Raw genomic sequence first — 22,169 nt, forward strand, 5'->3', positions numbered from 1 at the left:
CCCCCACCCCCTGGACTGAGAAGAAGCGATGTTCCGAACCGCCTTGCGCAATGTGCTCGCGCACAAGGCCCGGCTCCTGATGACCGTGCTCGCCGTGATGCTCGGCGTGGCCTTCGTGTCGGGGACCCTGGTCTTCACCAACACCATCTCCGACGCCTACCAGAAGAGCTCCGCTAAGGGGTTCGACCAGGTCGACGTCGCCGTGGACCCCGAGTACCAGGAGGACCGCGGCGACACCCTCGGCAAGACCCCCGAGCTGACCGGGGCCATGCTCGACAAGAGCGCACGGGTGCCGGGCGCCGAGTCGGCCATCGGCGTCGTCACCGGCTTCACCGCCCTCGCCGACAAGGACGGCAAGCTGGTCGGCACCGGCTTCCAGTCGCAGGGCGGCAACTACTGGGGCGCCGACGACCCGCGCTACCCGCTCGTCGAGGGCCACGCCCCCAAGGGCCGCGGCGAGGTCGTCATCGACGCGAAGACCGCCGAGCGCACCGGCTACCGGGTCGGCGACACCCTGCGCCTGTCGGTGGACGGCCCGGTCCTGACGCCGAGGATCGCCGGCGTCTTCACCACCGACGACGGCAACGTCGCCGCCGGCGGCAGCCTCGCCCTGTTCGACACGGCGACCGCGCAGCGGCTGTTCGGCAAGACGGGCACGTACGACCAGATCGCCGTCAAGGCGAAGCCGGGCGTCAGCCAGGGCGCGCTCAAGGCGCAGCTGGACAAGGCGCTGCCCGCGGATCTCGTGGAGACCACCACCGGGCAGCGGCTGGCCGAGGAGCAGGCGGAGGCGATCGCCTCGTCGATGAGCGGGCTGAAGCAGGGCCTGCTGGTGTTCGCCGGGATCGCGCTGTTCGTCGGCACCTTCATCATCGCCAACACCTTCACGATGCTGGTCGCCCAGCGCACCAAGGAGCTGGCGCTGCTGCGCGCGGTCGGCGCCTCCCGCCGCCAGGTCACCCGCTCGGTGCTGATCGAGGCGTTCGTGGTGGGCGTGGTCGCCGCGGTGACCGGACTGGCCGCGGGCATCGGGGTCGGCGCGGGCCTGCGCTCGCTGCTGGGCTCGCTCGGCGAGACGGTGCCGGACGGCCCGCTGGTGGTCACGCCCGGTACGGTCGCCGCCGCGCTCGCGGTCGGTGTCCTCGTCACCATGCTGGCCGCCTGGCTGCCGGGGCGCCGCGCGGCGAAGATCCCGCCGGTGGCCGCGATGAGCAGTGTGCACGCCCAGGCGACGGTGAAGTCGCTGGTGCTGCGGAACACGATCGGCGCGCTGTTCGCCGGGGCCGGTGTCGCGGTCGTCGTCGCGGCGACCTCCATGGGCGGCTCGGACGGCCAGGCGCCGATGGGCCTGGGCGCCTGCCTGCTGATCATCGGGGTGTTCGTGCTGACGCCGCTGCTGTCCCGGCCGCTGATCGCGGCCGCGTCGCCGGTGCTGCGGATCTTCGGGGTGGCGGGGAAGCTGGCCCGGCAGAACTCGGTGCGCAACCCGCGCCGTACGGCCGCCACCGCCTCCGCGCTGATGATCGGCCTGACCCTGATCACCGGGATGACGGTGATGGCGGGCAGTCTGCAGAACGCGATCGACAAGATGGCCTCGGACTCGATCCGCGCGGACTACGTCGTCTCCATGGCGAACGGCACCCCGCTCTCCCCGGACGTCGAGGAGAGGCTGCGCGGGACCGAGGGCGTCACCGCGACCAGCCCGATGCGCAACGCGCCGGCGCGCATCGACGGCGACACCGAGTACCTCACCGGTGTCACCGGTGACACGATCGGCGAGCTGACCGCGCTGCCGGTCGAGGACGGCAGGTTCCAGGTCGGCGGCGACCGGGTGGTCGTGGACGAGGACACCGCCAAGTCGCACGGCTGGAAGGCCGGGTCGGTGTTCACCGCGTCCTTCGAGGACGGCGCGAAGGAGCGGCTGACCGTCGCGGGCGTCTACCAGCCGAACGAGATGATGCGCGGCATCATGCTCGACCTGCCCGTCCTCACCGCGCACCAGAGCGACCCGGCGGACATGCAGGTCCTGGTGCGGACCGCCGACGGCGCCTCGGCCGCGACCAAGGACCGGCTGGAGAAGACCCTCGGCTCCAACCCGGCCGTCAGGGTGCAGGACAAGCAGGACATCTCCGACGAGATCGCACAGATGTTCACGATGATGCTGAACATGCTCTACGGCCTGCTGGCCATGGCGGTGATCGTGGCCGTCCTCGGTGTCATCAACACGCTGGCGATGTCGGTCTTCGAGCGCTCCCAGGAGATCGGCATGCTCCGCGCGATCGGCCTGGACCGCACCGGCATCAAGCGGATGGTCCGTCTGGAGTCCCTGGTCATCTCGCTGTTCGGCGGCGTCCTCGGCATCGGCCTCGGCGTGTTCTTCGGCTGGGCGGCCGGGGAGCTGATGGCGGACAGCCTGGCGACGTACGAACTGGTCCTGCCGTGGGCCCGGATGGGCGTGTTCCTGCTGCTGGCGGCCACGGTCGGCGTCCTGGCGGCGCTGTGGCCGGCGCGCCGCGCGGCCCGGCTGAACATGCTGACGGCGATCAAGTCGGAGTAGCGGCGGCGGTACCGCACGAGCCACGAAGGCCCCGCTCCCGCGATCGGGAGCGGGGCCCTCGGGTGCTCAGACGCTCTCAGGCGTTCTCAGACGTTCCAGGTGCGGGACCGCAGCGGCATCCCGGACCCCCCGGACTCGGGCGTGCGCACGGCGAGGACCTGGTTGACGCCGATGCGGTTGTGCTCGAAGGACAGGGCGGAGGCGGCCATGTACAGCAGCCAGACCCGGGCCCGGCCGAAGCCGGCCAGCCCCACGGCCCGCTCCCAGCCGGCCTCCAGGTTGGCGACCCAGCGGCGCAGGGTGAGCGCGTAGTGCTCGCGGATCGACTCCACGTCGCGCACCTCGAACCCGGCGCGCTCCAGCTGGGAGACGGTGGTGCCGAGGGGGGCCAGCTCGCCGTCGGGGAAGACGTAGGCGTCGATGAACGCGTCGACGTCGTACGCGGATTCGTCGCGCTGCGGGCGGCGCGCGATCTGGTGGTTGAGCAGCCGCCCGCCCGGCGCCAGCAGGCGGTGCAGGGTCCGGGCGTACTCCAGGTACCGCTCCGACCCGACGTGTTCGGCCATGCCGATGGAGGAGACGGCGTCGTAGGGGCCGTCGGTGACGTCGCGGTAGTCCTGGACGCGGATCTCGACCCGGTCGGTCAGCCCCTCGTCGGCGACCCGCTTGCGGGCGTAGGCCGCCTGCTCCTGCGAGAGCGTGATGCCGACGACGCTCACCCCGTGCTCGCGGGCGGCGTGGATGGCCATCGAGCCCCAGCCGCAGCCCACGTCGAGCAGTCGCCGGCCGGGGCGCAGGGCGAGCTTGCGGCAGACGAGTTCGAGCTTGTCGCGCTGGGCGTCCTCCAGGGTGCCGCCCTGGTCCTCGGGGGCCTGCCAGTAGGCGCACGAGTAGACCATGGACGGGCCGAGCACCAGCTCGTAGAAGTCGTTGCCCACGTCGTAGTGGTGGCTGATGGCCCGTCTGTCGGTGCGCCGGGTGTGCAGATGGCGCCGCCGGCGGACCTCCTCCTTCGGCGGTGCGGGCGGCAGCGCGGGCCCCGCCATCCGCACCAGGCCCCGTACGGCGGCCCGGACCCCGGGATCACGCAAGGCCTCCGCGAGGGTGCGGGCGTCCTCGTCCCGCTCCCAGAGGAGCCCGGCCATCAGGTCGAGCGCCGCGTACAGATCGCCCTCGACGTCGAGGTCGCCCGCGACCCAGGCCCGCGCCAGCCCCAGCTCGCCCGGCTTCCACAACAGCCTGCGCAGCGCGCGCCGGTGGCGCACGACCAGCACCGGAGCGCCCGGCGGCCCGGCCTGCGAGCCGTCCCAGGCCCGGATCCCGACCGGGAGCGGCACTCCCAGCACCTGCTCGAACAGCTCCCTCAGCCGCGGCGCGGCGTCCGCCATGGTGCCCACCTCCGTGACAGCGATCCCGGAAAGTCCGACACCACGTAAACACCTGCGGCCGCGCAGCGCAGTCCCCCACGCGCGTTACGGCTGGGCAAAACCCTGTGGGGCGGGGCGGGTGGCGGGTCAGGTGGCGGGCCGGGTGGCCGGGGAACACCGGAGGGGCCGCCCGCACCACGGATGGCAGGCGGCCCCTTCGGGGTGTCGCTGAGGTGACCGGGGGTCAGGAGGCCTTGGCCCGCTCCTCGGTCTTCGGCGCGGCGGTGGCGGCGGGGGCCGGGGCCGGCTTGGCGGCCTCGTAGAACTCCTCGCGCGGGGACTCCAGGGCGCCGAGGGAGACGACCTCGCGCTTGAGGAACATGCCGAGGGTCCAGTCCGCGAAGACGCGGATCTTGCGGTTCCAGGTCGGCATGGCCAGGCCGTGGTAGCCGCGGTGCATGTACCAGGCGAGACGTCCCTTGAGCTTGATCTTCATCTTGCCCATGACGATCATCGCGACGCCCTTGTGCAGGCCGAGGCCCGCGACCGCGCCCTTGTTGGCGTGGCTGTACTCCTTCTGCGGGAAGCCCCGCATGCCGGAGACCACGTTGTCGCCGAGGACCTTGGCCTGGCGCAGCGCGTGCTGGGCGTTCGGCGGGCACCAGGCGTTCTCGTTGCCCGCCTTGCGGCCGACGAGGTCCGGGACCTGGGCGTTGTCGCCCGCGGCCCAGATGTAGTCGGTGCCCTTGACCTGGAGGGTGGGCTCGCAGTCGACGTGGCCGCGGGGGCCGAGCGGCAGGCCGAAGCGGGCCAGGGCCGGGTTCGGCTTGACGCCGGCGGTCCACACGATGGTGTTGGCGTCGACCTCCAGGCCGTTCTTCAGCACCACGTGGCCGTCGACGCAGGAGTCCATCGACGTGGAGAGGTAGACCTCGACGCCGCGGCTCTCCAGGTGCTCCTTGCCGTACTGGCCGAGCTTGGGGCCGACCTCGGGGAGGATCTTGTCGGCGGCGTCGACGAGGATGAAGCGCATGTCCTCGCGGGACACGTTCTTGTAGTACTTGGCCGCGTCGCGGGCCATGTCCTCGACCTCGCCGATGGTCTCGGCGCCGGCGAAGCCACCGCCGATGAAGACGAAGGTGAGTGCCTTGCGGCGGATCTCCTCGTCGGTGGTGGAGTCGGCCTTGTCCAGCTGCTCCAGCACGTGGTTGCGCAGGCCGATGGCCTCCTCGATGCCCTTCATGCCGATGCCCTGCTCGGCGAGGCCGGGGATCGGGAAGGTGCGGGAGACGGCGCCGAGCGCGATCACCAGGTAGTCGAAGGGCAGCTCGTACGCCTCGCCGGTCAGCGGGGCGATCGTGGCGACCTTGCGGTCCTGGTCGATGGTGGTGACCCGGCCGGTGAGGACCTCCGCCTTGGGCAGCACGCGTCGCAGCGGGACGACGACGTGCCGCGGGGAGATGCTGCCGGCGGCGGTTTCGGGGAGGAAGGGCTGGTAGGTCATGTACGACCGGGGGTCGACGACCGTGACGGTCGCCTCGCCGTAGCGCATCTTCTTGAGGATGCGCCGAGCTGCGTACAGGCCTACGTACCCACCGCCTACTACGAGGATCCTGGGACGCTCCGTGGTGCTCATGCCATCGAGTATCCACCCGGTTGGAGGGGGTGGTTCGTGCGCCCCTTCACAAGCTTTGACAGGCCCTGTGCTACACTCCCCGGCTCGCGTGACTTAGATCATGTCTAAGTGCGGGAACCGTGAGCGTCCCAACTCCGTTGTCAATGGCGCTTGAGCTGCCTCTCTGGGCGACGTGCGGGTGCGTGAGGCCGTCGAAACACGTTCTTCGACGCGAGATCCGCAGGGTCGGCGGAGCCCTCTTCTGAACATGTTCAACAGCCCCGGTAACCCCCAGAAGGGCCAACCGGCCCCTATCCGTGCCCCGGTAGGGCCGATTTCCTTGTGAAGAACTTCACGAACTTTCCCGACGGCATGTCAACGAGGGGCCATGGAAGGGCCCCCCGCGTGTCGCTCATACGGTATCCAGGCTGCTCAACCGCCGGCTACCGGCGAGTAGCAAAAGAGAGCTACGCCACCGACCACGCGATGCCGTCGAGGATGTCGTGTTCGCTCACCACGACTTCCTCCGCGCCGACGCGCTCCATGATCGCCAGGAGGACGAGGGCGCCCGCGGCGATGACGTCGACCCGGCCGGGGTGCATGGACGGCACGGCGGCGCGCTCGGCGTGGGTGGAGCGCAGCAGCCAGTCGGTGATCTCGCGGACCCGGTCACGGGAGATCCGGGAGTGGTGGATGGCCGCCGAGTCGTACTCCGGCAGCTCCTGGGCGATCGCGGAGACCGTCGTCACCGAACCGGCCAGACCCACCAGCGTGCGCGCCTCGCGCAGCGGCACGGTCCGCTCGGCCAGGTCGAGCGCGGCCTCGATGTCGGCGCGCATGGCCGCGATCTGCTTCTCGGTGGGCGGATCGGTGACCGCGCCGTCCACCACCAGGTGCCGCTCGGTCATCCGGACACAGCCGACGTCCACCGAGCGGGCGGCGCGCACGTGCTCCTCGCCGACGACGAACTCCGTGGAGCCGCCGCCGATGTCCACCACCAGGAAGGGCCGCTCCAGGTGGTCGTGGCCGGCCAGCTCCTTGGTGGCGCCGGTGAAGGAGAACTCGGCCTCCTGGTCGCCGCTGATGACCTCGGGCTCGACGCCGAGGATGTCCACGACCCCGCGCACGAACTCGTCGCGGTTCTCGGCGTCGCGCGAGGCGGAGGTGGCCACGAACCGCAGCCGCTCGGCGCCGTACTCCGCGATGACGGCCGCGTACTCGCGGCAGGCCGCGAAGGTGCGCTCCAGCGCCTCGGGGGCCAGCCGCCCGGTGCGGTCGACGCCCTGGCCGAGCCGCACGATCGTCATCCGGCGGTCCAGTTCCGCCAGTTCACCCGTGGCCGGGTCGCAGTCGGCGACCAGGAGGCGGATGGAGTTCGTACCGCAGTCGACGGCGGCGACCCGGGTCACTGTCCGCCCTCCTCACCGGCGAGGGTCACGCAGGAGCCCTTGCGCCACCACTCCGGCAGCATGGCCAGGGCCTCGTCGCCCAGCGGGTTCACGCCGGGGCCGGCGGCCAGCGAGTGGGCGACCAGCACGTGCAGGCACTTGACCCGGTCCGGCATGCCGCCGGCGCTCGGGAAGCCCTTCAGCTCCTCGATCTCGTCGCGGCGCCGGATGTAGTCCTCGTGAGCGGCGCGGTACGCGGCGGCCAGCTCGGGGTCGCTCTCCAGCCGGGCCGTCATCTCCTTCATCACGCCGTTCGCCTCCAGCGTGCCGATGGCCGAGTTGGCCTTCGGGCACGTCAGGTAGTACAGCGTCGGGAAGGGCGTGCCGTCGGGCAGCCGCGGGGCCGTCTCCACGACGTCCGGCTGCCCGCACGGGCAGCGGTGGGCGATCGCGCGCAGCCCGCGCGGCGGTCGGCCGAGCTGCTGCTGGAAGGCCTCGACGTCCGCGTCGGTGGGCTCGGTGCGCGGGGTGGGCGGCGGGGGCGTGTCCATGCCTGTCTTTCTGTGTCCGTTCAACGGTCCGGGGCGTCGGCGGCGTCGGCCTTGTCGACGCCGTCCCAGACGTTCGAGTACCAGGGGCGGTCGGCCCCGCCCGTGTCGGCGCGGGACTGCTCGGCCGCGTCCGGGTCGATCACCACGTACCCGGTCTCGCCGGGCATCACATAGTGCAGCCGCTTGCGGATCTGCTGCTCGGCGTACGCGTCGTCCTGCCAGCGCGCCTTCTGGTCGCGCAGCCGTTCGACGCGCTCGCGCGCCTGCCGCTGCTCCCGTTCCAGATCGGCGATCTCGGCGCGCTGGGCGACGTACTGCCTTATCGGGTAGGCGAGCGCCACGACCAGCGAGCAGACCACCAGCGCGAGCAGCGCGGCCCGGCCGGTCAGCCGGGAGCGGCGGGCCTGCCGCTTGGTCTGCGAGCGGTAGACACGGGCGGCGGTCTGCTCGCCGAGCAGTCTGATCCTGGTCGCGGTGGAGAACCGGTCCCGGTCCCTCACGGCCATCGTCCCGCCTCCCGTTCACGCGCGTACGTCCCCGCACACGGTACGGGACCGAGTACGGGGACGTACGTACGACGCTTTCCTGCGCGGGCGTCAGCCCTGCACGGCCGCGGTGCTCAGCCCTTGAAGCGCGGGAAGGCGCTGCGGCCGGCGTACACCGCGGCGTCGTCGAGGATCTCCTCGATGCGCAGCAGCTGGTTGTACTTGGCGACGCGCTCGGAGCGGGCCGGGGCGCCGGTCTTGATCTGGCCGCAGTTGGTGGCGACGGCGAGGTCGGCGATGGTGACGTCCTCGGTCTCGCCGGAGCGGTGGGACATCATGCACTTGTAGCCGTTGCGCTGGGCCAGCTCGACGGCGTCCAGGGTCTCGGTGAGCGAGCCGATCTGGTTCACCTTCACCAGCAGGGCGTTCGCGGCGCCCTCCTCGATGCCCTTGGCCAGGCGCTCGGGGTTGGTGACGAACAGGTCGTCGCCGACGAGCTGGACCTTGTCACCGAGCTGGGCGGTGATGGTCTTCCAGCCCTCCCAGTCGTCCTCGAACAGCGGGTCCTCGATGGAGACCAGCGGGTACGCCTCGACCAGCTCGGCGTAGTACTCGGTCATCTCGGCGGCGGAGCGGTTCTTGCCCTCGAAGACGTACACGCCGTCCTTGTAGAACTCGGACGCGGCCACGTCGAGGGCGAGGGCGATCTGCTCGCCGGGGGTGTAGCCGGCCTCCTTGATCGCCTCGAGGATGAGGTCGAGGGCCTCGCGGTTGGAGCCGAGGTTCGGGGCGAAGCCGCCCTCGTCGCCGAGGCCGGTGGACAGGCCGCGGTTCTTCAGCACCTTCTTGAGGGTGTGGTAGACCTCGGCGCCCCAGCGCAGGGCCTCGGAGAAGGACTCCGCGCCGATCGGGGCGATCATGAACTCCTGGATGTCCACGTTGGAGTCGGCGTGCGAGCCGCCGTTCAGGATGTTCATCATCGGCACCGGGAGCAGGTGCGCGTTGGGGCCGCCCAGGTAGCGGAAGAGCGGCAGGTCGCTGGCCTCGGAGGCGGCGTGCGCGACGGCGAGCGAGACGCCGAGGATGGCGTTGGCGCCGAGCGAGCCCTTGTTGTCGGTGGCGTCCAGGTCGAACATGGCCTGGTCGATCAGGCGCTGCTCGGTGGCGTCGTAACCGACCAGCTCCGGGCCGATCTGCTCGATCACGGCGAGCACGGCCTTCTCGACACCCTTGCCGAGGTAGCGGTTCGAGTCGCCGTCGCGCAGCTCGATGGCCTCGAAGGCGCCCGTGGAGGCGCCGGACGGGACGGCGGCACGACCGGTGCTGCCGTCGTCGAGGCCGACCTCGACCTCGACCGTGGGGTTGCCTCGGGAGTCCAGGATTTCCCGGGCTACGACGACGTCGATGGACGGCACGAGCATCTCCTTCGTGGATGTGACGCGGTGGGCAGAACCGCGGGTGTGGCTCTGCGAGACGAGCCTAACCGGCTCCGGGGGATCGGCCAGCCGACCGCCCACCCCGTGGACGGAACCGAGAGTAAATTGTTTCCGAACGGAACAAAGACCGTTCCGGAAAATTCACGGCCACGGTCGCGGTCACGGCACGCGGCCGGCTTGCGCGCCCGGACATGCCCCCGCCCCGGTGCGTACGGGGGAGACGCACCGGGGCGGGGAGACTGCGGGGCTGCCGCCTGCCTCTTGTCTTCTTACTTGAGGTGCAGCTGCTGGCCCGGGTAGATGACGTCGGCGTCGTCGACGATGTCCTTGTTCAGCTCGAACAGCTTCTGCCAGCCGCCCTTGACGTCGTGCTCCGCGGCAATGGTGCTGAGGGTGTCGCCCTTGACCACCTTGTACTCGCCGTCACCCTTCTCGACCTTCTTGCCGGTCGGGGTGGTGACGGTCTTCTCGGCCTTCGGGGCCGGCTCGGCGGCCGGGCGCTCGGCGGAGCGGGAGGCCGGCTGCTCCTCGGTCTCCCGGGCGGGGGCGGAGCCGGTGCCCTCGGCGGAGTCGCCGTTGTACGGAGCGCTGGAGAGGTTGACACCGCAGTGCGGCCACGCGCCCTTGCCCTGGCCCGCGAGGACCTTCTCGGCGATGGCGATCTGCTGCTCCTTGGTGGCCTGGTCGGCGGTGGCGGCGTACTGCGTGCCACCGTACGCGGCCCAGGTCGAGGCGGAGAACTGCAGACCGCCGTAGTAGCCGTTGCCGGTGTTGATGGACCAGTTGCCACCGGACTCGCACTGGGCAACGGCGTCCCACTCGGCGGCGGTGGCGGCGGAGGCGTTGCCGGCCGCCATCAGCGGAGCGGCGACGGCGGCGCCGGTGACACCGGCGAGCGCGATGGCGCGGGTGGCCTTGAACGGACGACGGTGCTTGCCCTTGCCGGAAAACAGCATGGATCGATCCCCTCACCGACGCCTGCGAGGTGAGCTGTCGGGTTCGGGCCGGTTGAGTTGCCCGGCCGCGGCTCTTGCGAGCCGCGGCTTCACCCCGAGCCGGTACCGGTGTCGAGTCTCCTCAACGGCCGGGACCGGCACTTACCTTGGGTCCCCCGCTCCTGCCTACGGCGCTTGAAGCGACGACTGTTCCCGGGCGGCCGCTGGCAGGATTCGGCGTTGCGGCAGCCGGGGCTCGCGGTGACGAGCGGCTTCGACCGTAGCCAGGCGATCGGCGGATTTTCAAAGACGATCAGGGCTTCTGAGACCTATCTCTCACCGTGTTTATAACGGACATTCACCGCGAACCGTGTGCTGAAGTCCCGCTACTTTTCTCCCGGTTCAACCCCTACCTCCAGCGTCTGACCGGGGAGGATGAGGTCGGGGTCGGTGCCCACGGTCGCCTTGTTCTCGGCGTACAGCGCGGACCATCCACCGTCCAGCTCAAGGGAGTCCGCGATGCCCCACAGACTGTCGCCGGCGCGGACCGTGTAGGTGCCGTCGGCCGCGTCGCGGGCGGCGGCGGAGTCGCGCGAGGCGTGCCGGCCGGAGGGCTCGGTCGTACGGCTGTCGGCGGCCTCCTCCTCGGCGCTGTCGCCGCGGTGGCGCCCGGTGCCGGTGGAGCCGGTGTCGGCGGCTCCCGAAGACGGGTCATTGTGGCCGGAGTTGTCCGAGTCGTCCCGCTTGGTGGAGGCCGCGGAGGAGTCGCCGTTGCCCGAGGACGCGGGGCCGGAGGCGCTCGGAGACGGCGAAGTCGCGGCAGAACCGGACGATTCGGCATCTTCCGCAGCCCCGGAGGAACCGGAGCCGCCGGAAGTCCCGCGCGATGCGGAGGATTCGCCCGGACCCGAGGAGCCGGAGGAACCGGAGGAACCGGAGGTTTCCGAGGATCGCGACGAGTCGGACAAGCCGGACTCGGGGCTCGCCGAGGAGCCGTCGGCGTCCGGCGTGGCCGACACGCCCGACGCGGCGTCGGCCGCCAGGCCGGTGTCGACGCCCGGAGCGGCGGAGTCGCCGTCGAGGCCGGCGAGCACACCGCAGGTGGGCCAGGCCGCCACGCCCTCGGCGGCCAGGATTCTCTCGGCCACGGCGATCTGCTGCGAACGGCTGGCCACGTCGGGGCTCTCGGCGTAGTCCAGGCCGCCGTACTTCACCCAGTTCTCCTGGGAGATCTGGAGGCCGCCGTAGTAGCCGTTGCCGTTGTCCGCGCTCCAGGAGCCACCGCTCTCGCACTCCGCGACCCTGTCCCACGTGACCCCGCTGGCGGCGCTCGCGCCGCTCGCGCCGAGGAGCGGGATGGCGATGGCGGAACCGGTCACTCCGGCCGCGACGATGAGGGCCGGAGCCTGGCGGGGGCGACGGTGACGACCGTTCCCGGAGAGCATGCGGAGACCTTTCGCGAGACAACGGTGACGGCGCGGCGGAGATGCTGTGATCACCGCCGTCACACTGATGGGTGAACGTATCGGCAGACGATCACTTGTCACAAGTTCATGCCGCGCAGATAACGTGAAGATCACAGAGGTGAGTGCGTGTCACCTTTGCGGCGGCACAGGGCGACTGCGCGCGCAGGGCCGGGCGCGCCTCACCGCTGCGGCGTGAACTCCACGGGCAGCGTGCGCAGTCCGCGCATGATGAGCCCGCCGCGCCAGCGCAGGTCCGCGGGGTCCGCGGCGAGCCGCAGGTCCGGCAGGCGGGTGAGGAGGGTGGCGAGCGCGGTCTGGCCCTCCAGGCGGGCGAGCGGGGCGCCCAGGCAGTAGTGGATGCCGTGCCCGTATCCGAGGTGCTGGTTGTCGCGGCGGGCGAGGTCCAGGGTGTCGGGGTCGGCGAACCGGGCGGGGTCGCGGTCGGCGGCGGCGAGCACGACGAGGACCGGGTCGCCGGGGGCGATGTCCTGACCGCCGATGGTGAGCGGCCGGGTGGCGAAGCGCCAGGTGGCCAGCTCCACCGGGCCGTCGTAGCGCAGGAGTTCCTCCACTCCGGTCTCCAGCAGAGCGCGCTCCCCGGCCGCCAGGGAGCGCTGGAGGCGCTCGCGCTGTTCCGGGTGGGTCAGCAGGGCGTAGGTGCCGTTGCCGATGAGGTTGACGGTGGTCTCGAAACCGGCGAACAGCAGGATGAACGCCATCGCCGCCGCCTCGTTCTCGGTCAGGTGCTCGCCGTGGTCGGAGGCGCGGATGAGACCCGAGATCAGGTCCTCGCCGGGCGCGGGCTCGGCGGGCAGGGCCTCGCGCTTGCGGTGGATGAGGTCGGCGAGATAGCCGCGCATCTTCTTCACCGAGCGCGCCACCCCGCCGCGCGGCCCTCCGCCGTGCCGGATCATCATGCCCGCCCAGTCCCGGAAGTCGTCCTGGTCCTCGCGCGGTACGCCCAGCATGTCGCAGATGGCGTAGATGGGCAGCGGGAAGGCGAACTCGTGGATGAGGTCGGCGGACCCGGTGCGGGCGAACCCGTCGATGAGGCGGTCGGTCAGCTCCTGCACGCGCGGCGCGAACTCCGCGACGCGCCGGGGCGTGAACGCCTTCGACACCAGGCGGCGCAGCCGGGTGTGGTCCGGCGGGTCGATGTTGAGCAGATGCGTCATCAGCTCCGCCTTGCGCTCACCCGGAATGCCCGTCTTGCCCTTGGCGTGCGCCGGTTCGGCGTGGTGCTCCGGGTTCTTCGACAGCCGCTGGTCGGCCAGCGCCTGCCTGGCGTCGGCGTACCGGGTGACCAGCCAGGCCTCCACCCCGCTGGGCAGCCGCGTCCGGTGCACCGGGGCGTGCTCGCGCAGCCAGGCGTAGGCGGGGTACGGGTCGGTGGCGAACTCCCAGGTGAACAGGGCCGGGGCGGCGGACTGGGGCTGCCGGGGGCGGGACTGCGGGGGGTGGGGCTGGTCGGTCACGTCGTCGACGGTATCCGCAGGCGGCCGCCGTCCTCATCCCGAGGCCGGGCGGCGTACCGGGGCGTGGTGGTTGCGGATCTCCACGTCGCAGTCGGTGACCCGCGAGTGGTCGCCCCGCGCCGCCGCCTCCGCGCGCTGCCGGGCGAGCGCCTGGCACACCGCGCAGTCCGGCCGCGCGGCCGGCGGGTCGAGGGGCGGGCCGAGGTCGATCGGCCGCTCCTGTGCCGTCACGGCCGCCCGCCCCCGCCCACGGCCGTGAGGTCCACGTGCCGTGGCGCTCGCCGGTAGTCCTCGTACAGCGCGTCGGCGGCCGGGCAGCACAGGTTGGCGTTCACACCGTGCTCGTCCGTCGCCATGCAGGTCTCGCAGCCGAGGCAGTGGTTCCACAGCCCGAGCAGCGCGACCGGCTGCGGGTACAGCACGACCGGGTGCCCGCCGCTCAGGTTCTCGTAGTGGTCGCACAGCGTGCTGACGGACCGGGCCAGCCGCTGGGCGTACGCGAGTCGCGCGGGCAGCGTACGGCCCGGCGCGAGGCTCATGCGCGTACGGGCCCTCATGACGGCGACGTTCGCGCAGGCGCGCGGCGGGTCGTCCTCCGGCAGCGCGTCGGCCAGCGCCTCGACCACGGGCAGGGACAGCATGAGGTGCCCCCCGCAGCTGGAGCGTCAGCGTCTCCAACTCGTCCTCGGTTGAGGGGAGTCGGGCGTCGTCCGCGAGCAGGGTCCGCGCGGCGGCGCGCAGGGCGGGGATGTCCAAGGGGGCGGTCGTGTCGCTGGGTGGCACGCCTCTCACCTCCGCGTTTCGGTGATCGTTGCGTCACCGAGCGTAAGGCGAGGGGTGGTGAGCGGACAGGCACGCCGCGTGTCCGTTACGGCGACGGCTCACCGGGGCGGACACGGAACGTGCCCCTGTTACCGGGTGCCGAAGAACGCCGCGAGTTCCCGCTGCTTCGAGGTCAGACTGCGCCGCTTGCTCCTGCGCAGTACTTCGTGGAACGTGTCGGCGGCCATCCGCTGGTGCCGCAGCCACTGCGGTGTCTCGTCCATCAGCGAGCCCAGGATGTCCGTCGCCGCGTCCGTCTGCCGCAGCATCACGTGGGCCTGCGCCACGTCCAGCAGATGACGGCGCATGAACTGCCGTCCCTTCGCGTCGGCCGGCTGGGGCATCCGCTCCGACAGGCGCAGCACCCGGTCGGGTTTCTCCGCCACCAGCTGGTTCTCGATGCCCTGGAAGGCGACCGTCCGCCAGTCGAACCGCCCCCACGAGGACACCGCGACGGCCTGCGCGCCGCCGAGCGCGGCCCCCGCCGTACGGCCCAGCCGGAGGATGTCGCGGGCTTCCCGGGGCCGGTTGTTGCGGGCGGCGGCCGCGCTGCCGTGCACCAGCAGCTTTCCCCAGGCGCCGAGCGCCTGACGGGTGGCCCGTGAGATCCGGGGCTCGACGGCGTCCGCCGTGGCGATGCTGACCTGCTCGGCCTCGTCCAGGCGGCCCTGCCGCATCAGCAGCCAGCCCTGCTGGTACACGGCCGCGGCGACGCCCCCCATGTCCTTGATCCGTGCGGCGTCCTCGATGGCGTCGCGCAGCGCGATGTGGGCGAGGTCGTACGCGCGGACCTGGGTGAGATAGCGGCCGGCCATCTGGAGCACGTCGGAGCGGATCCGCAGTGCCTCGGTGTGTTCGGGGCCGTGGTCGAAGTGGTCGGCGGCGGCGTGGGCGGCGTGGACGAGGGAGGGCAGGAAGTCGGCGACGTAGCCGTAGTCGTCGCGGTGGTAGGCCGTGCCGACCTCGGCGGCGGTGGACCGGAGCCGGTCGAGGTCGGGCTCGGCGATCGCGTCGGTCAGGCGCCCGCCCAGCGTGACCGGTGGCGCGAGCGCCTGGCGGAGCGGCATCAGGTCGATGTTGTCGTCGTCGCCGCGCGTGGTGGCGTGCGGTCCGCCCGGTTCGAACAGCGCGGAGGTGCGGACACCGAGGGTGCGGGCCAGGGCGTGGTACGTCTCCAGGCGGGCGGTGCCGCCCCGTTCGAGCTTCTTCACGACTCCCGGGCTCAGCTGGGCGCGTTCCGCGAGGCCTTCTTGGGTGAGGCCCCTGGTGAGCCGGAGTTCCTTGAGCCGGTCACCCGGGTGTGTGGGCCTCTTGTCGGCGGAGTGGGGCATGCCGTGCTCCGTTCTCGGTACGCCTTTCCCCGGTACCTACCCCTCCTTCTTGACTGCCCTCTCATAGGCGACGATCGCGTCCCGGTACGCCCGCGCAGCCGCCCGCAGGGCCGCCTCCGGGTCGGTGCCCTCGGATTCGGCGCGGGCCGCGAGGGCGAGGAGTTCGTAGCCGATGCCCTCGGCCGGCGGGAGGGGGACCTCCAGGCCCGCCGTGCGGACCCGGCCGGCCAGCTTCGCGGCCAGGGCGAGGCCCGGCTGGTGCAGGGGGACGCCCTCGGTCACCGACGTGCGCCGCTTCTCCTCGGCCTTGGTGCGCAGCCAGTGTTCCTTGACCTCCTCGGGGGTGGTGGCGGTCTCGTCGCCGAACACGTGCGGGTGGCGGTGGATCAGCTTGGCGACGATGCCCCCGGCGACGTCGTCGATGGAGAACGGCGCGTCCGGGTCCTCCTCGGCGATCCGGGAGTGGAAGACGACCTGGAGCAGGACGTCGCCCAGCTCCTCGCGCAGCTCCTCGCGGTCGCCGTCCTCGATCGCCTCGACCAGCTCGTACGCCTCCTCGATGGCGTACTTGGCGAGGCCCTTGTGGGTCTTCTGGGAGGTCCAGGGGCACTCCGCGCGGAGGCGGTCCATGACCTGCACGAGGTCGAGGAGGCGGGCGCCGGGCAGGTCGTAGGAGGCGGGCAGCAGCTCCAGCTCGGGCATCCTGACCCTGCCGGATCCGGCGAGCCGGGCCAGGCCGTCGGTCAGTGCGGGCTCGCCCTCGCCGGTGGCGACGACGACCACCGTGCGGCCCCCGGCGCAGGCGTCGACCAGTTCCTCGGCGTTCGGAGCGGCCTCGTCGACCGCTATGCCGGCCTCGCGGAGATACGGCAGCTGCGGGTGTGCCCCGTCCGCGCACAGCACGCGGTCGGCGGCGCGCAGCGCCTGCCACGCGGGCCAGGACAGCAGGCCGGGGGCGACGCGGTGGCTGGTGGTGAGCAGGACGACGCGGCCGGGGGCGGTGGGGTCCGGGGCGCCTTCGAGGCTGGTTGCGTTCACGATCCGAACGTAACCCACACCGCCGACGGACTTCAGAGGTTGTCCACAGCCCCGGTGCGATCATCACACCGGCGTTCGGTCACACCACTCCGCCGCCTGCCCGGAGCGCCTTCCCGCCACCCCGGAGCGCCTACCCGCCGCCCGGTCAGGCCGGCTGCTGCTGCCCCGCCGTCGTGACGTCCCGCACCCACGGCGTCTTCGCGTCGACGCGGCCGCTCTTCTCCACGTCCCAGCTGCCGTACCGCGGGTTGAGGTCGACGCCGAGCTTCTGCGACGTGTCGGACAGGGCCTTCCAGAAGGCGGGCCGGCTGGTGTCGGTGCCCAGCTTCGCGGCGAGCTTCTGCGCCTCCAGCTGGAGGCGCAGGTTCTCGTCCAGGCGCACCGGCGCCACGCTGTACTGCTGCAGCCAGGCCGTCTCCAGCGCCTTCGCCCCGCCGACCTGCTGTTCCAGGCCGGACCGCATCTCCTGGACCTCCTTGCGGGACACGGTGACGCCCGCGTCCCGCGCGGCCCGGTGCAGCACCCGGTCCAGCACCATGCCGTGCAGGGTGTCGCGGGTGAGGCGGCCGGTCTTGGCGATGGCCTGCGCGTACTGCGCCTCGTCGGCCACCGCGGAGCGCTGGGCCGCGCGCACCTCGTCGACGCGGTTCTCCAGCTGCGCGACGGTGATCCGCTCGTCCCCGACGACGGCCGCCGCGCCCGGACGCGCATCGTTTCCGCAGGCGGTGAGGAGGGGTGCCGCGGCGATCGCGGCGGACAGCAGGAGCGCGGTGCGACGGCGGCGGTGCAAGGAGACCTCCCGAGGAGATTGTGCGTCGGTGCACAAAGTCTTGCGATGATCGATGGTAGGCAGGGGACGGGCTCTGGCCAACCCATTCGACCAACGATTCACCGCCACTTCCGGCACCGCCGCGCCGCGCCGCCGACGGCGCCTGGGGGGTGTCCCGCCGGCTAGGGGGTGTCTCGTCGATCAGGCCGGATCAGCGAGCGGCGTCTGGTGCCGCGCATCGCTTGGCGGAGAAGGGAGTCGACGCGATGGGGGTGCCCCCGCGCGAGCGCAGCCGAGCGGGGGGGGAGTCGGCGACCGACGACAACGCGGCGAGGCGCGGCACCAGACGCCGGGAGCCTGGCATGATCGGCGAGACACCCCCTAGCGCACCTGCCCCAGCCACTGGAGGGTGCGGCGCACCTCCGCCGCGAGCGGGTGGCCGGGCCCGCCGAGGCGTTCCACGTCGTGCAGCAGGCGGACCAGGGTGTCGTGGGCGGCGGCCCGGTCGCCGAGGGCGAGCAGGAGGTGGCCGATGCGGCGGCGCACGTCGTGGGCCTGCTCCGGGTTGCCGGAGACGTACTGGTTCTCGTAGTACGGCAGCAGCGCCCGGTACTCGGCGAGCGCCGCCGCCGGTTCGCCGAGCTGCTCCAGGCACTGCGCGGCGTCGTGGCGGAAGCGCAGCGACTGGGGGTCGGCGTGGCCGGCCTCGGCGGCGCGTTCGTCGGCGAGGCGGCGCAGTTCGGGCAGCGCGCGCCGGTACTGCCCGTCGTCCATGAGGGTCGCCGCGTACTGCTTGCGCAGGGTGCGCACGACCGGGGAGTGCTCGCCGTGCTGTTCGGCGGCGGCGGGCAGGATCGCGCCGAGGATGTCCACGGCCTGGGTGATGCGGCCCTCGCCGAGCAGCCGCTTGACCTCGTCCACCGCGCGGGCCACGTCCGGCTTCCCGGCCTTCTCGACGGCCGGGGTGACGGGGGCGGGCTGGGGCGCGGGCGTCCGCGGGCGGTCCGGCCAGGGGGCGTGCGGGCGCACGAACGGGCGCGTGGGGTCGAGGGGGGCACCGGTGGGCATCCCGCGCGCGGGCAGCAGCAGCGCCAGCTCCTCGTACACCTCCTGCGCGGAGGCGGGCCGGTGCTGCGGGTCCTTGGCGAGCAGCCGCAGGACCAGGGACTCCAGGGCCTCGGGCACCTCCGGGCGGATCCGGCGCACGGGCAGCGGCGGCTCGTAGAGATGGCGGTGCAGCACGCCGAGCGCCGTCGAGCCCGCGAACGGCACCTCTCCACTGAGCAGTTCGTGCAGCAGCACGCCGAGCGCGTACAGGTCGGTGTACGGGCCGACCGCGCCGCCCATCGCCTGCTCCGGCGCCATGTAGGCGGGCGAGCCGATCGGGGAGCCGGTGTGCGTCAGGCGGGTGGTGTCGCTGTCCATGACGGAGGCGACGCCGAGGTCGAGGACGGTGACCGTGCCGTCCTGCTTGACCATCACGTTGCGCGGCTTGAGGTCGCGGTGCACGATCGGCACGGCGTGCACGGCGCTCAGGACGGCGCACAGCTGCGCGGCGACCGCCACCGCCCACTGCCACGGGTACGGGTCGTGCTCGGCGAGGTGGTCGGAGAGGTCGGCGCCGTCGACGTACTGCATGACGAGGAACAGCTCCTCGCCCTCGCTGCCCGCGTCGTGCACGGTCACCAGGCCCGGGTGGTCGACCTGCGCGGTCACCCGGCACTCGCGCACGAAGCGGCGGCGCAGCTCGTCGGCCTCCTGCCCGGCCACCTTGTCCGGGCGCAGCAGCTTCACCGCCACGCGCCGGTCCAGCCGCCGGTCGTAGGCCGTCCAGACCTGGCCCATGCCGCCCTGCCCGAGGAGCGTGGCCAGTTCGTACCGGTCGGCGACGACGCGTCCTGCCGTCACGGTCACCGTCCGCCCTCGTGCTCGCCGTCCTGCCGGCGCAGCAGCTCGCTCAGCTCGTCGAGTTCGGCGCGCACCTGGTCGATCCGGGCGGGCGCGGGGCGCTGCGGCGGCGGGGTGTGCGCCGGGGGCACCGGCACACCGGAGACGGGGGCCGGGGACGGCGGCGGGGTGTGCGGGAGCGAGGACGGGGGCTGCGGATGGAGCCGGGGCTGGGGCAGCGGGGACACCGGCGGCGTCTGCGGGACGGTGGTGCCGGTGGTGGCGGGGCCGGGGACGGCGGTGTACGGGGCGGCGGGACGCGGATAGCCGTACGCCTGCTCCGGGCGCGGGGCGTACGGGCCGTAGCGGAGCTGGTGGAAGTGGCGGATGTCCGCGGCCAGGTAGTACGCGATCACGATCACCAGCGTGCCGAGCAGCAGCGCGAGGCCGGTCCAGCCGCCCGCGGTGTGGATCTCCTCGCCGGGTTCGGTGCCGAGCAGCACCACGGCGAGGACGTCCACGGCCAGCACGGCCACGAACAGCCCCCAGTCCAGCGACTTCCGCGTGACGATCGCCAGGCGCAGCAGCATCGACCAGGTCAGGAAGCCGAGACTGAGGATGGAGATCGCCACGAAGAGCACCCGCAGAACGACCAGCCACGCCGTCGGTGGCGGCTGTTTCACCGGCTGCACGTAGCCGTGGCCATGCATGACTGCTCCTGAAGTCGCGCGATTGTCTCGTCGAGCGTATAGGCCGACTCCGACAACCGGTCCCGGGTTGTACCGAACCGTTGTCATGCTGATCACTTCTCACGACCGGTCACCCGGCCGCGCTCCCGGCCGTGCGGGCCGCGCGGGTCGTACGCCCCGTCAGTCCGGGGTGACCGTGCCGTCCGTCAGACCGTCGTACATGCCGCGCACGAGCTGTTCCCCGAGCCGGCTCGCGTGGCGCAGCGCCCGCTCGAACTCGTCGAGGGCGCGGAAGCGCGCGCCGTAGCGCCGTTGGTCCTCCAGCGGCAGCCGGGGCAGGTGCAGGCGGCGCACGTCGAGCCGGGTGGCGGTGGAGGCGTAGCTGCTGGCCTGGCGGTTGTTGGCGGTGCCGCGCAGGAAGCCGGCGAGGAACCAGGGGTCGAGGGCGGCCGGATCGGGGCGCAGCAGCACGAGGTTGCGCCCCAGGGCGGCGCCGGCGGTCGCGTCGTCGATCACGCGCGCCACCGCGCCGCCGCCGAGCACCGGCACGACGACGTCGCCGGGCCGGGTCAGCACCGCCTCCTCCTCGCTCTCGGGCAGGCTCCCGGAGGGTGCCGTGCCGGCGAGGACGTCGTGGTCGGTGAGGACGGGCACGCGCGCGTGGCCGCCGTGTCCGCCGGTACGCAGCACCAGGGCGCCCCCGCGGGCGAGTTCGCCGACCGTGGTGAGCGGCCACCGCGCGGGCTGCGCCGGCCGGACCGGGGGCGGGGTGAGGTCGGTGGTCAGCCGCAGGGTCTCGCCGAGGCGGGTGCGCACCTCCGTGAGCTGTTCGGCGCCGTCGGCCGCCGTGGGCGGCGGGAGGTGGCGGGCCGGGGAGAAGTCCACGTCGTCGTCGAGGAGTTCGATGACCGGCACGGACCGGGCGAGGCCCGGCCGCTCCTGGAGGGTGCCCGCGCGGTCGAAGGACCGCCAGGCGTCGAGGACGGCGTCCCGCACGGCGTGCCAGTCGGGCCCGCCGCGCCCCTCGGTGGCGAACTGCCCGGCGTCCGCGAGCAGTACCTCGGGCTGCGCGGGCGTCGTGGCGGGCCGGCGCAGCACCCACAGGTGCAGGGGGATGTTGTACGGCGGTGCGGCGCCGACCGGCAGCGCGACGACGGCGCGCAGCGCGCCGCGGCGCAGCAGGTCCGCGCGGATGCGGCGGCCGGAGCGGCGGGAGGCGGCGGCGGGCGGCATGAGCAGCACGGCCGTGCCGCCGTCGCGCAGCCGGGCCAGCGCGTGCTGCACCCAGGCCAGCTCGGACTCGGTGCGGGCCGGGAAGCCGTACTCCCAGCGCGGGTCGTACGCCAGCTCGTCGTGGCCCCAGTTGCGCTCGTTGAACGGCGGGTGGCACAGGACGACGTCGGCGCGCAGCTCCGGGTAGGCGTCGGCGCGCAGGGTGTCGCCGCCGGCCGCGCGGACGGTGGACGAGGTGTGCAGGGCGAGCCGGAACGCGGTGAGCGCGGCGAGTTCGGCGGCGCTGTCCTGCGCGTACAGCTCCCGGTCGGGCCGGTCGGCGGCGGCGCGCAGCAGGGCGCCGGTGCCGCAGGCGGGGTCGAGGACGGTGCGGGCGGGGCCGGCGAGGTCGGCCATGAGGCGGGACAGTTCGGCGGGCGTGAGCGTGTACTGGCGCGGGTTGGCGTCGAGGTGCCGGCCGAGCAGGAACTCGAAGGCCTGCCGGGCGCCCAGCTCGGCGGCCAGCTCGGCGGCGCCGCGCAGGAGGGGCACGGAGGGCAGGAAGGACACGGAAGGCGGGAGGGGCCCGGAGGACGGGACGGGCCCGGAGGACGGAAGGGGGGCCGCCTCGCCGCTGCCGCCGGGGCGCGCCGCGTGGGGTGCGGTGGCACCGAAGCGCGGGGCCATCACCTGTTCCAGCGCCACGGGCAGCAGTTCCGCGAGCCGTTCGTCGGAGCCGGCGCTCAGCTCCAGCCAGACGGTGGGCCGGTCGTGGATGAGCAGCAGGGCGCAGCCGGTGTGGGTGAGGGCGGTGACCGGCCCCTCGGGGTGTCCGGCGAGCTGCTGCCAGACCCGTTCGCGCAGCGGGACCTCGGCGAGTTTGCCCTGGCGGCGCAGCCACGCCTCGACCTCGGCGAGGGCGAAGGAGGGGCTGGTCTCGGTGCCGCCGACCGGCTTCGGGAAGTCGGCGTGGCGGCGGCGCCAGTTGCTGACGGCGGCCCGGCCGACGCCGGCGAGCCGGGCGATCCCGGCGGCGGTCACCTCTGTCGCGTTGTCCTGCACCCCGCCCGCTCCCCTCGCCTGTTCCTTATGTGCATCGAGCATACCGACGTGCACAAGATCCCTGGGTTCACGCTCGTGTACATG

At 72.7% G+C, this 22,169-nt stretch carries 18 protein-coding genes and 1 riboswitch; of the genes, 1 reads left to right on the plus strand and 17 read right to left on the minus strand.

What is annotated here, in order from left to right; translation table 11 throughout:
• The first annotated feature begins 28 nt into the window (after positions 1-28).
• On the plus strand, positions 29-2,557 hold the full coding sequence (locus G7Z13_RS14620) for an ABC transporter permease (protein WP_165999485.1): 2,529 nt from the start codon (positions 29-31) through the stop codon (positions 2,555-2,557).
• An 86-nt stretch (positions 2,558-2,643) separates the two neighbouring features.
• Here the strand turns inward: G7Z13_RS14620 and G7Z13_RS14625 are convergent, their stop codons facing one another.
• The 17 genes from G7Z13_RS14625 to G7Z13_RS14705 form a co-directional block, all read right to left on the minus strand.
• Positions 2,644-3,945 (minus strand): class I SAM-dependent methyltransferase, encoded by a 1,302-nt coding sequence (locus tag G7Z13_RS14625; protein WP_165999488.1) that lies wholly within the window; start codon positions 3,943-3,945, stop codon positions 2,644-2,646.
• Between the two features lie 223 nt (positions 3,946-4,168).
• Complete coding sequence (locus G7Z13_RS14630) at positions 4,169-5,560, minus strand: NAD(P)/FAD-dependent oxidoreductase (RefSeq protein WP_165999490.1); 1,392 nt, start codon at positions 5,558-5,560, stop codon at positions 4,169-4,171.
• Positions 5,561-6,006: 446 nt separating this feature from the next.
• Positions 6,007-6,948, minus strand: a complete 942-nt coding sequence (locus tag G7Z13_RS14635) for a Ppx/GppA phosphatase family protein (protein WP_165999492.1) — start codon at positions 6,946-6,948, stop codon at positions 6,007-6,009.
• A complete protein-coding gene (locus G7Z13_RS14640; protein WP_165999494.1) occupies positions 6,945-7,478 on the minus strand; it encodes a DUF501 domain-containing protein in 534 nt (177 codons plus the stop codon). The genes G7Z13_RS14635 and G7Z13_RS14640 overlap by 4 nt, the downstream gene beginning before the upstream one ends.
• Positions 7,479-7,498: 20 nt before the next feature.
• Positions 7,499-7,984 (minus strand): septum formation initiator family protein, encoded by a 486-nt coding sequence (locus G7Z13_RS14645; RefSeq protein WP_165999496.1) that lies wholly within the window; start codon positions 7,982-7,984, stop codon positions 7,499-7,501.
• 113 nt (positions 7,985-8,097) lie between these two features.
• Positions 8,098-9,378 carry a phosphopyruvate hydratase gene (eno, locus tag G7Z13_RS14650; protein ID WP_165999498.1) on the minus strand — a complete coding sequence of 427 codons (1,281 nt, stop codon included), beginning with the start codon at positions 9,376-9,378 and terminating at the stop codon, positions 8,098-8,100.
• A gap of 290 nt (positions 9,379-9,668) precedes the next feature.
• Positions 9,669-10,355: a transglycosylase family protein gene (locus G7Z13_RS14655; RefSeq protein ID WP_165999500.1), complete on the minus strand. Its 687-nt coding sequence runs from the start codon at positions 10,353-10,355 to the stop codon at positions 9,669-9,671.
• 4 nt (positions 10,356-10,359) lie between these two features.
• A riboswitch (cyclic di-AMP (ydaO/yuaA leader) is annotated at positions 10,360-10,538 on the minus strand.
• A 182-nt stretch (positions 10,539-10,720) separates the two neighbouring features.
• A complete protein-coding gene (locus tag G7Z13_RS14660; RefSeq protein WP_165999502.1) occupies positions 10,721-11,779 on the minus strand; it encodes a transglycosylase family protein in 1,059 nt (352 codons plus the stop codon).
• Between the two features lie 200 nt (positions 11,780-11,979).
• Complete coding sequence (locus G7Z13_RS14665) at positions 11,980-13,275, minus strand: cytochrome P450 (protein WP_165999504.1); 1,296 nt, start codon at positions 13,273-13,275, stop codon at positions 11,980-11,982.
• Positions 13,276-13,308: 33 nt separating this feature from the next.
• Positions 13,309-13,506, minus strand: coding sequence for a hypothetical protein (locus tag G7Z13_RS14670; protein ID WP_165994887.1), 198 nt, complete (start codon positions 13,504-13,506; stop codon positions 13,309-13,311).
• Positions 13,503-13,916, minus strand: coding sequence for a DUF6415 family natural product biosynthesis protein (locus tag G7Z13_RS33345; RefSeq protein ID WP_206313074.1), 414 nt, complete (start codon positions 13,914-13,916; stop codon positions 13,503-13,505). Before G7Z13_RS33345 ends, G7Z13_RS14670 begins: the two co-directional genes overlap by 4 nt.
• Positions 13,917-14,186: 270 nt before the next feature.
• On the minus strand, positions 14,187-15,428 hold the full coding sequence (locus tag G7Z13_RS14680; RefSeq protein ID WP_165999507.1) for a helix-turn-helix transcriptional regulator: 1,242 nt from the start codon (positions 15,426-15,428) through the stop codon (positions 14,187-14,189).
• 36 nt (positions 15,429-15,464) lie between these two features.
• A complete protein-coding gene (locus G7Z13_RS14685) occupies positions 15,465-16,466 on the minus strand; it encodes a nucleoside triphosphate pyrophosphohydrolase (protein WP_165999509.1) in 1,002 nt (333 codons plus the stop codon).
• 145 nt (positions 16,467-16,611) lie between these two features.
• Complete coding sequence (locus G7Z13_RS14690) at positions 16,612-17,256, minus strand: SurA N-terminal domain-containing protein (RefSeq protein WP_165999511.1); 645 nt, start codon at positions 17,254-17,256, stop codon at positions 16,612-16,614.
• A 360-nt stretch (positions 17,257-17,616) separates the two neighbouring features.
• Positions 17,617-19,107: a serine/threonine-protein kinase gene (locus tag G7Z13_RS14695; protein WP_277347439.1), complete on the minus strand. Its 1,491-nt coding sequence runs from the start codon at positions 19,105-19,107 to the stop codon at positions 17,617-17,619.
• 38 nt (positions 19,108-19,145) lie between these two features.
• A complete protein-coding gene (locus G7Z13_RS14700) occupies positions 19,146-19,832 on the minus strand; it encodes a hypothetical protein (RefSeq protein ID WP_165999515.1) in 687 nt (228 codons plus the stop codon).
• 159 nt (positions 19,833-19,991) lie between these two features.
• Positions 19,992-22,127 (minus strand): N-6 DNA methylase, encoded by a 2,136-nt coding sequence (locus G7Z13_RS14705; RefSeq protein WP_165999518.1) that lies wholly within the window; start codon positions 22,125-22,127, stop codon positions 19,992-19,994.
• Between the last annotated feature and the right edge of the window lie 42 nt (positions 22,128-22,169).

Source organism: Streptomyces sp. JB150 (assembly GCF_011193355.1).
In the GTDB taxonomy this organism is placed as follows: Bacteria; Actinomycetota; Actinomycetes; order Streptomycetales; family Streptomycetaceae; genus Streptomyces.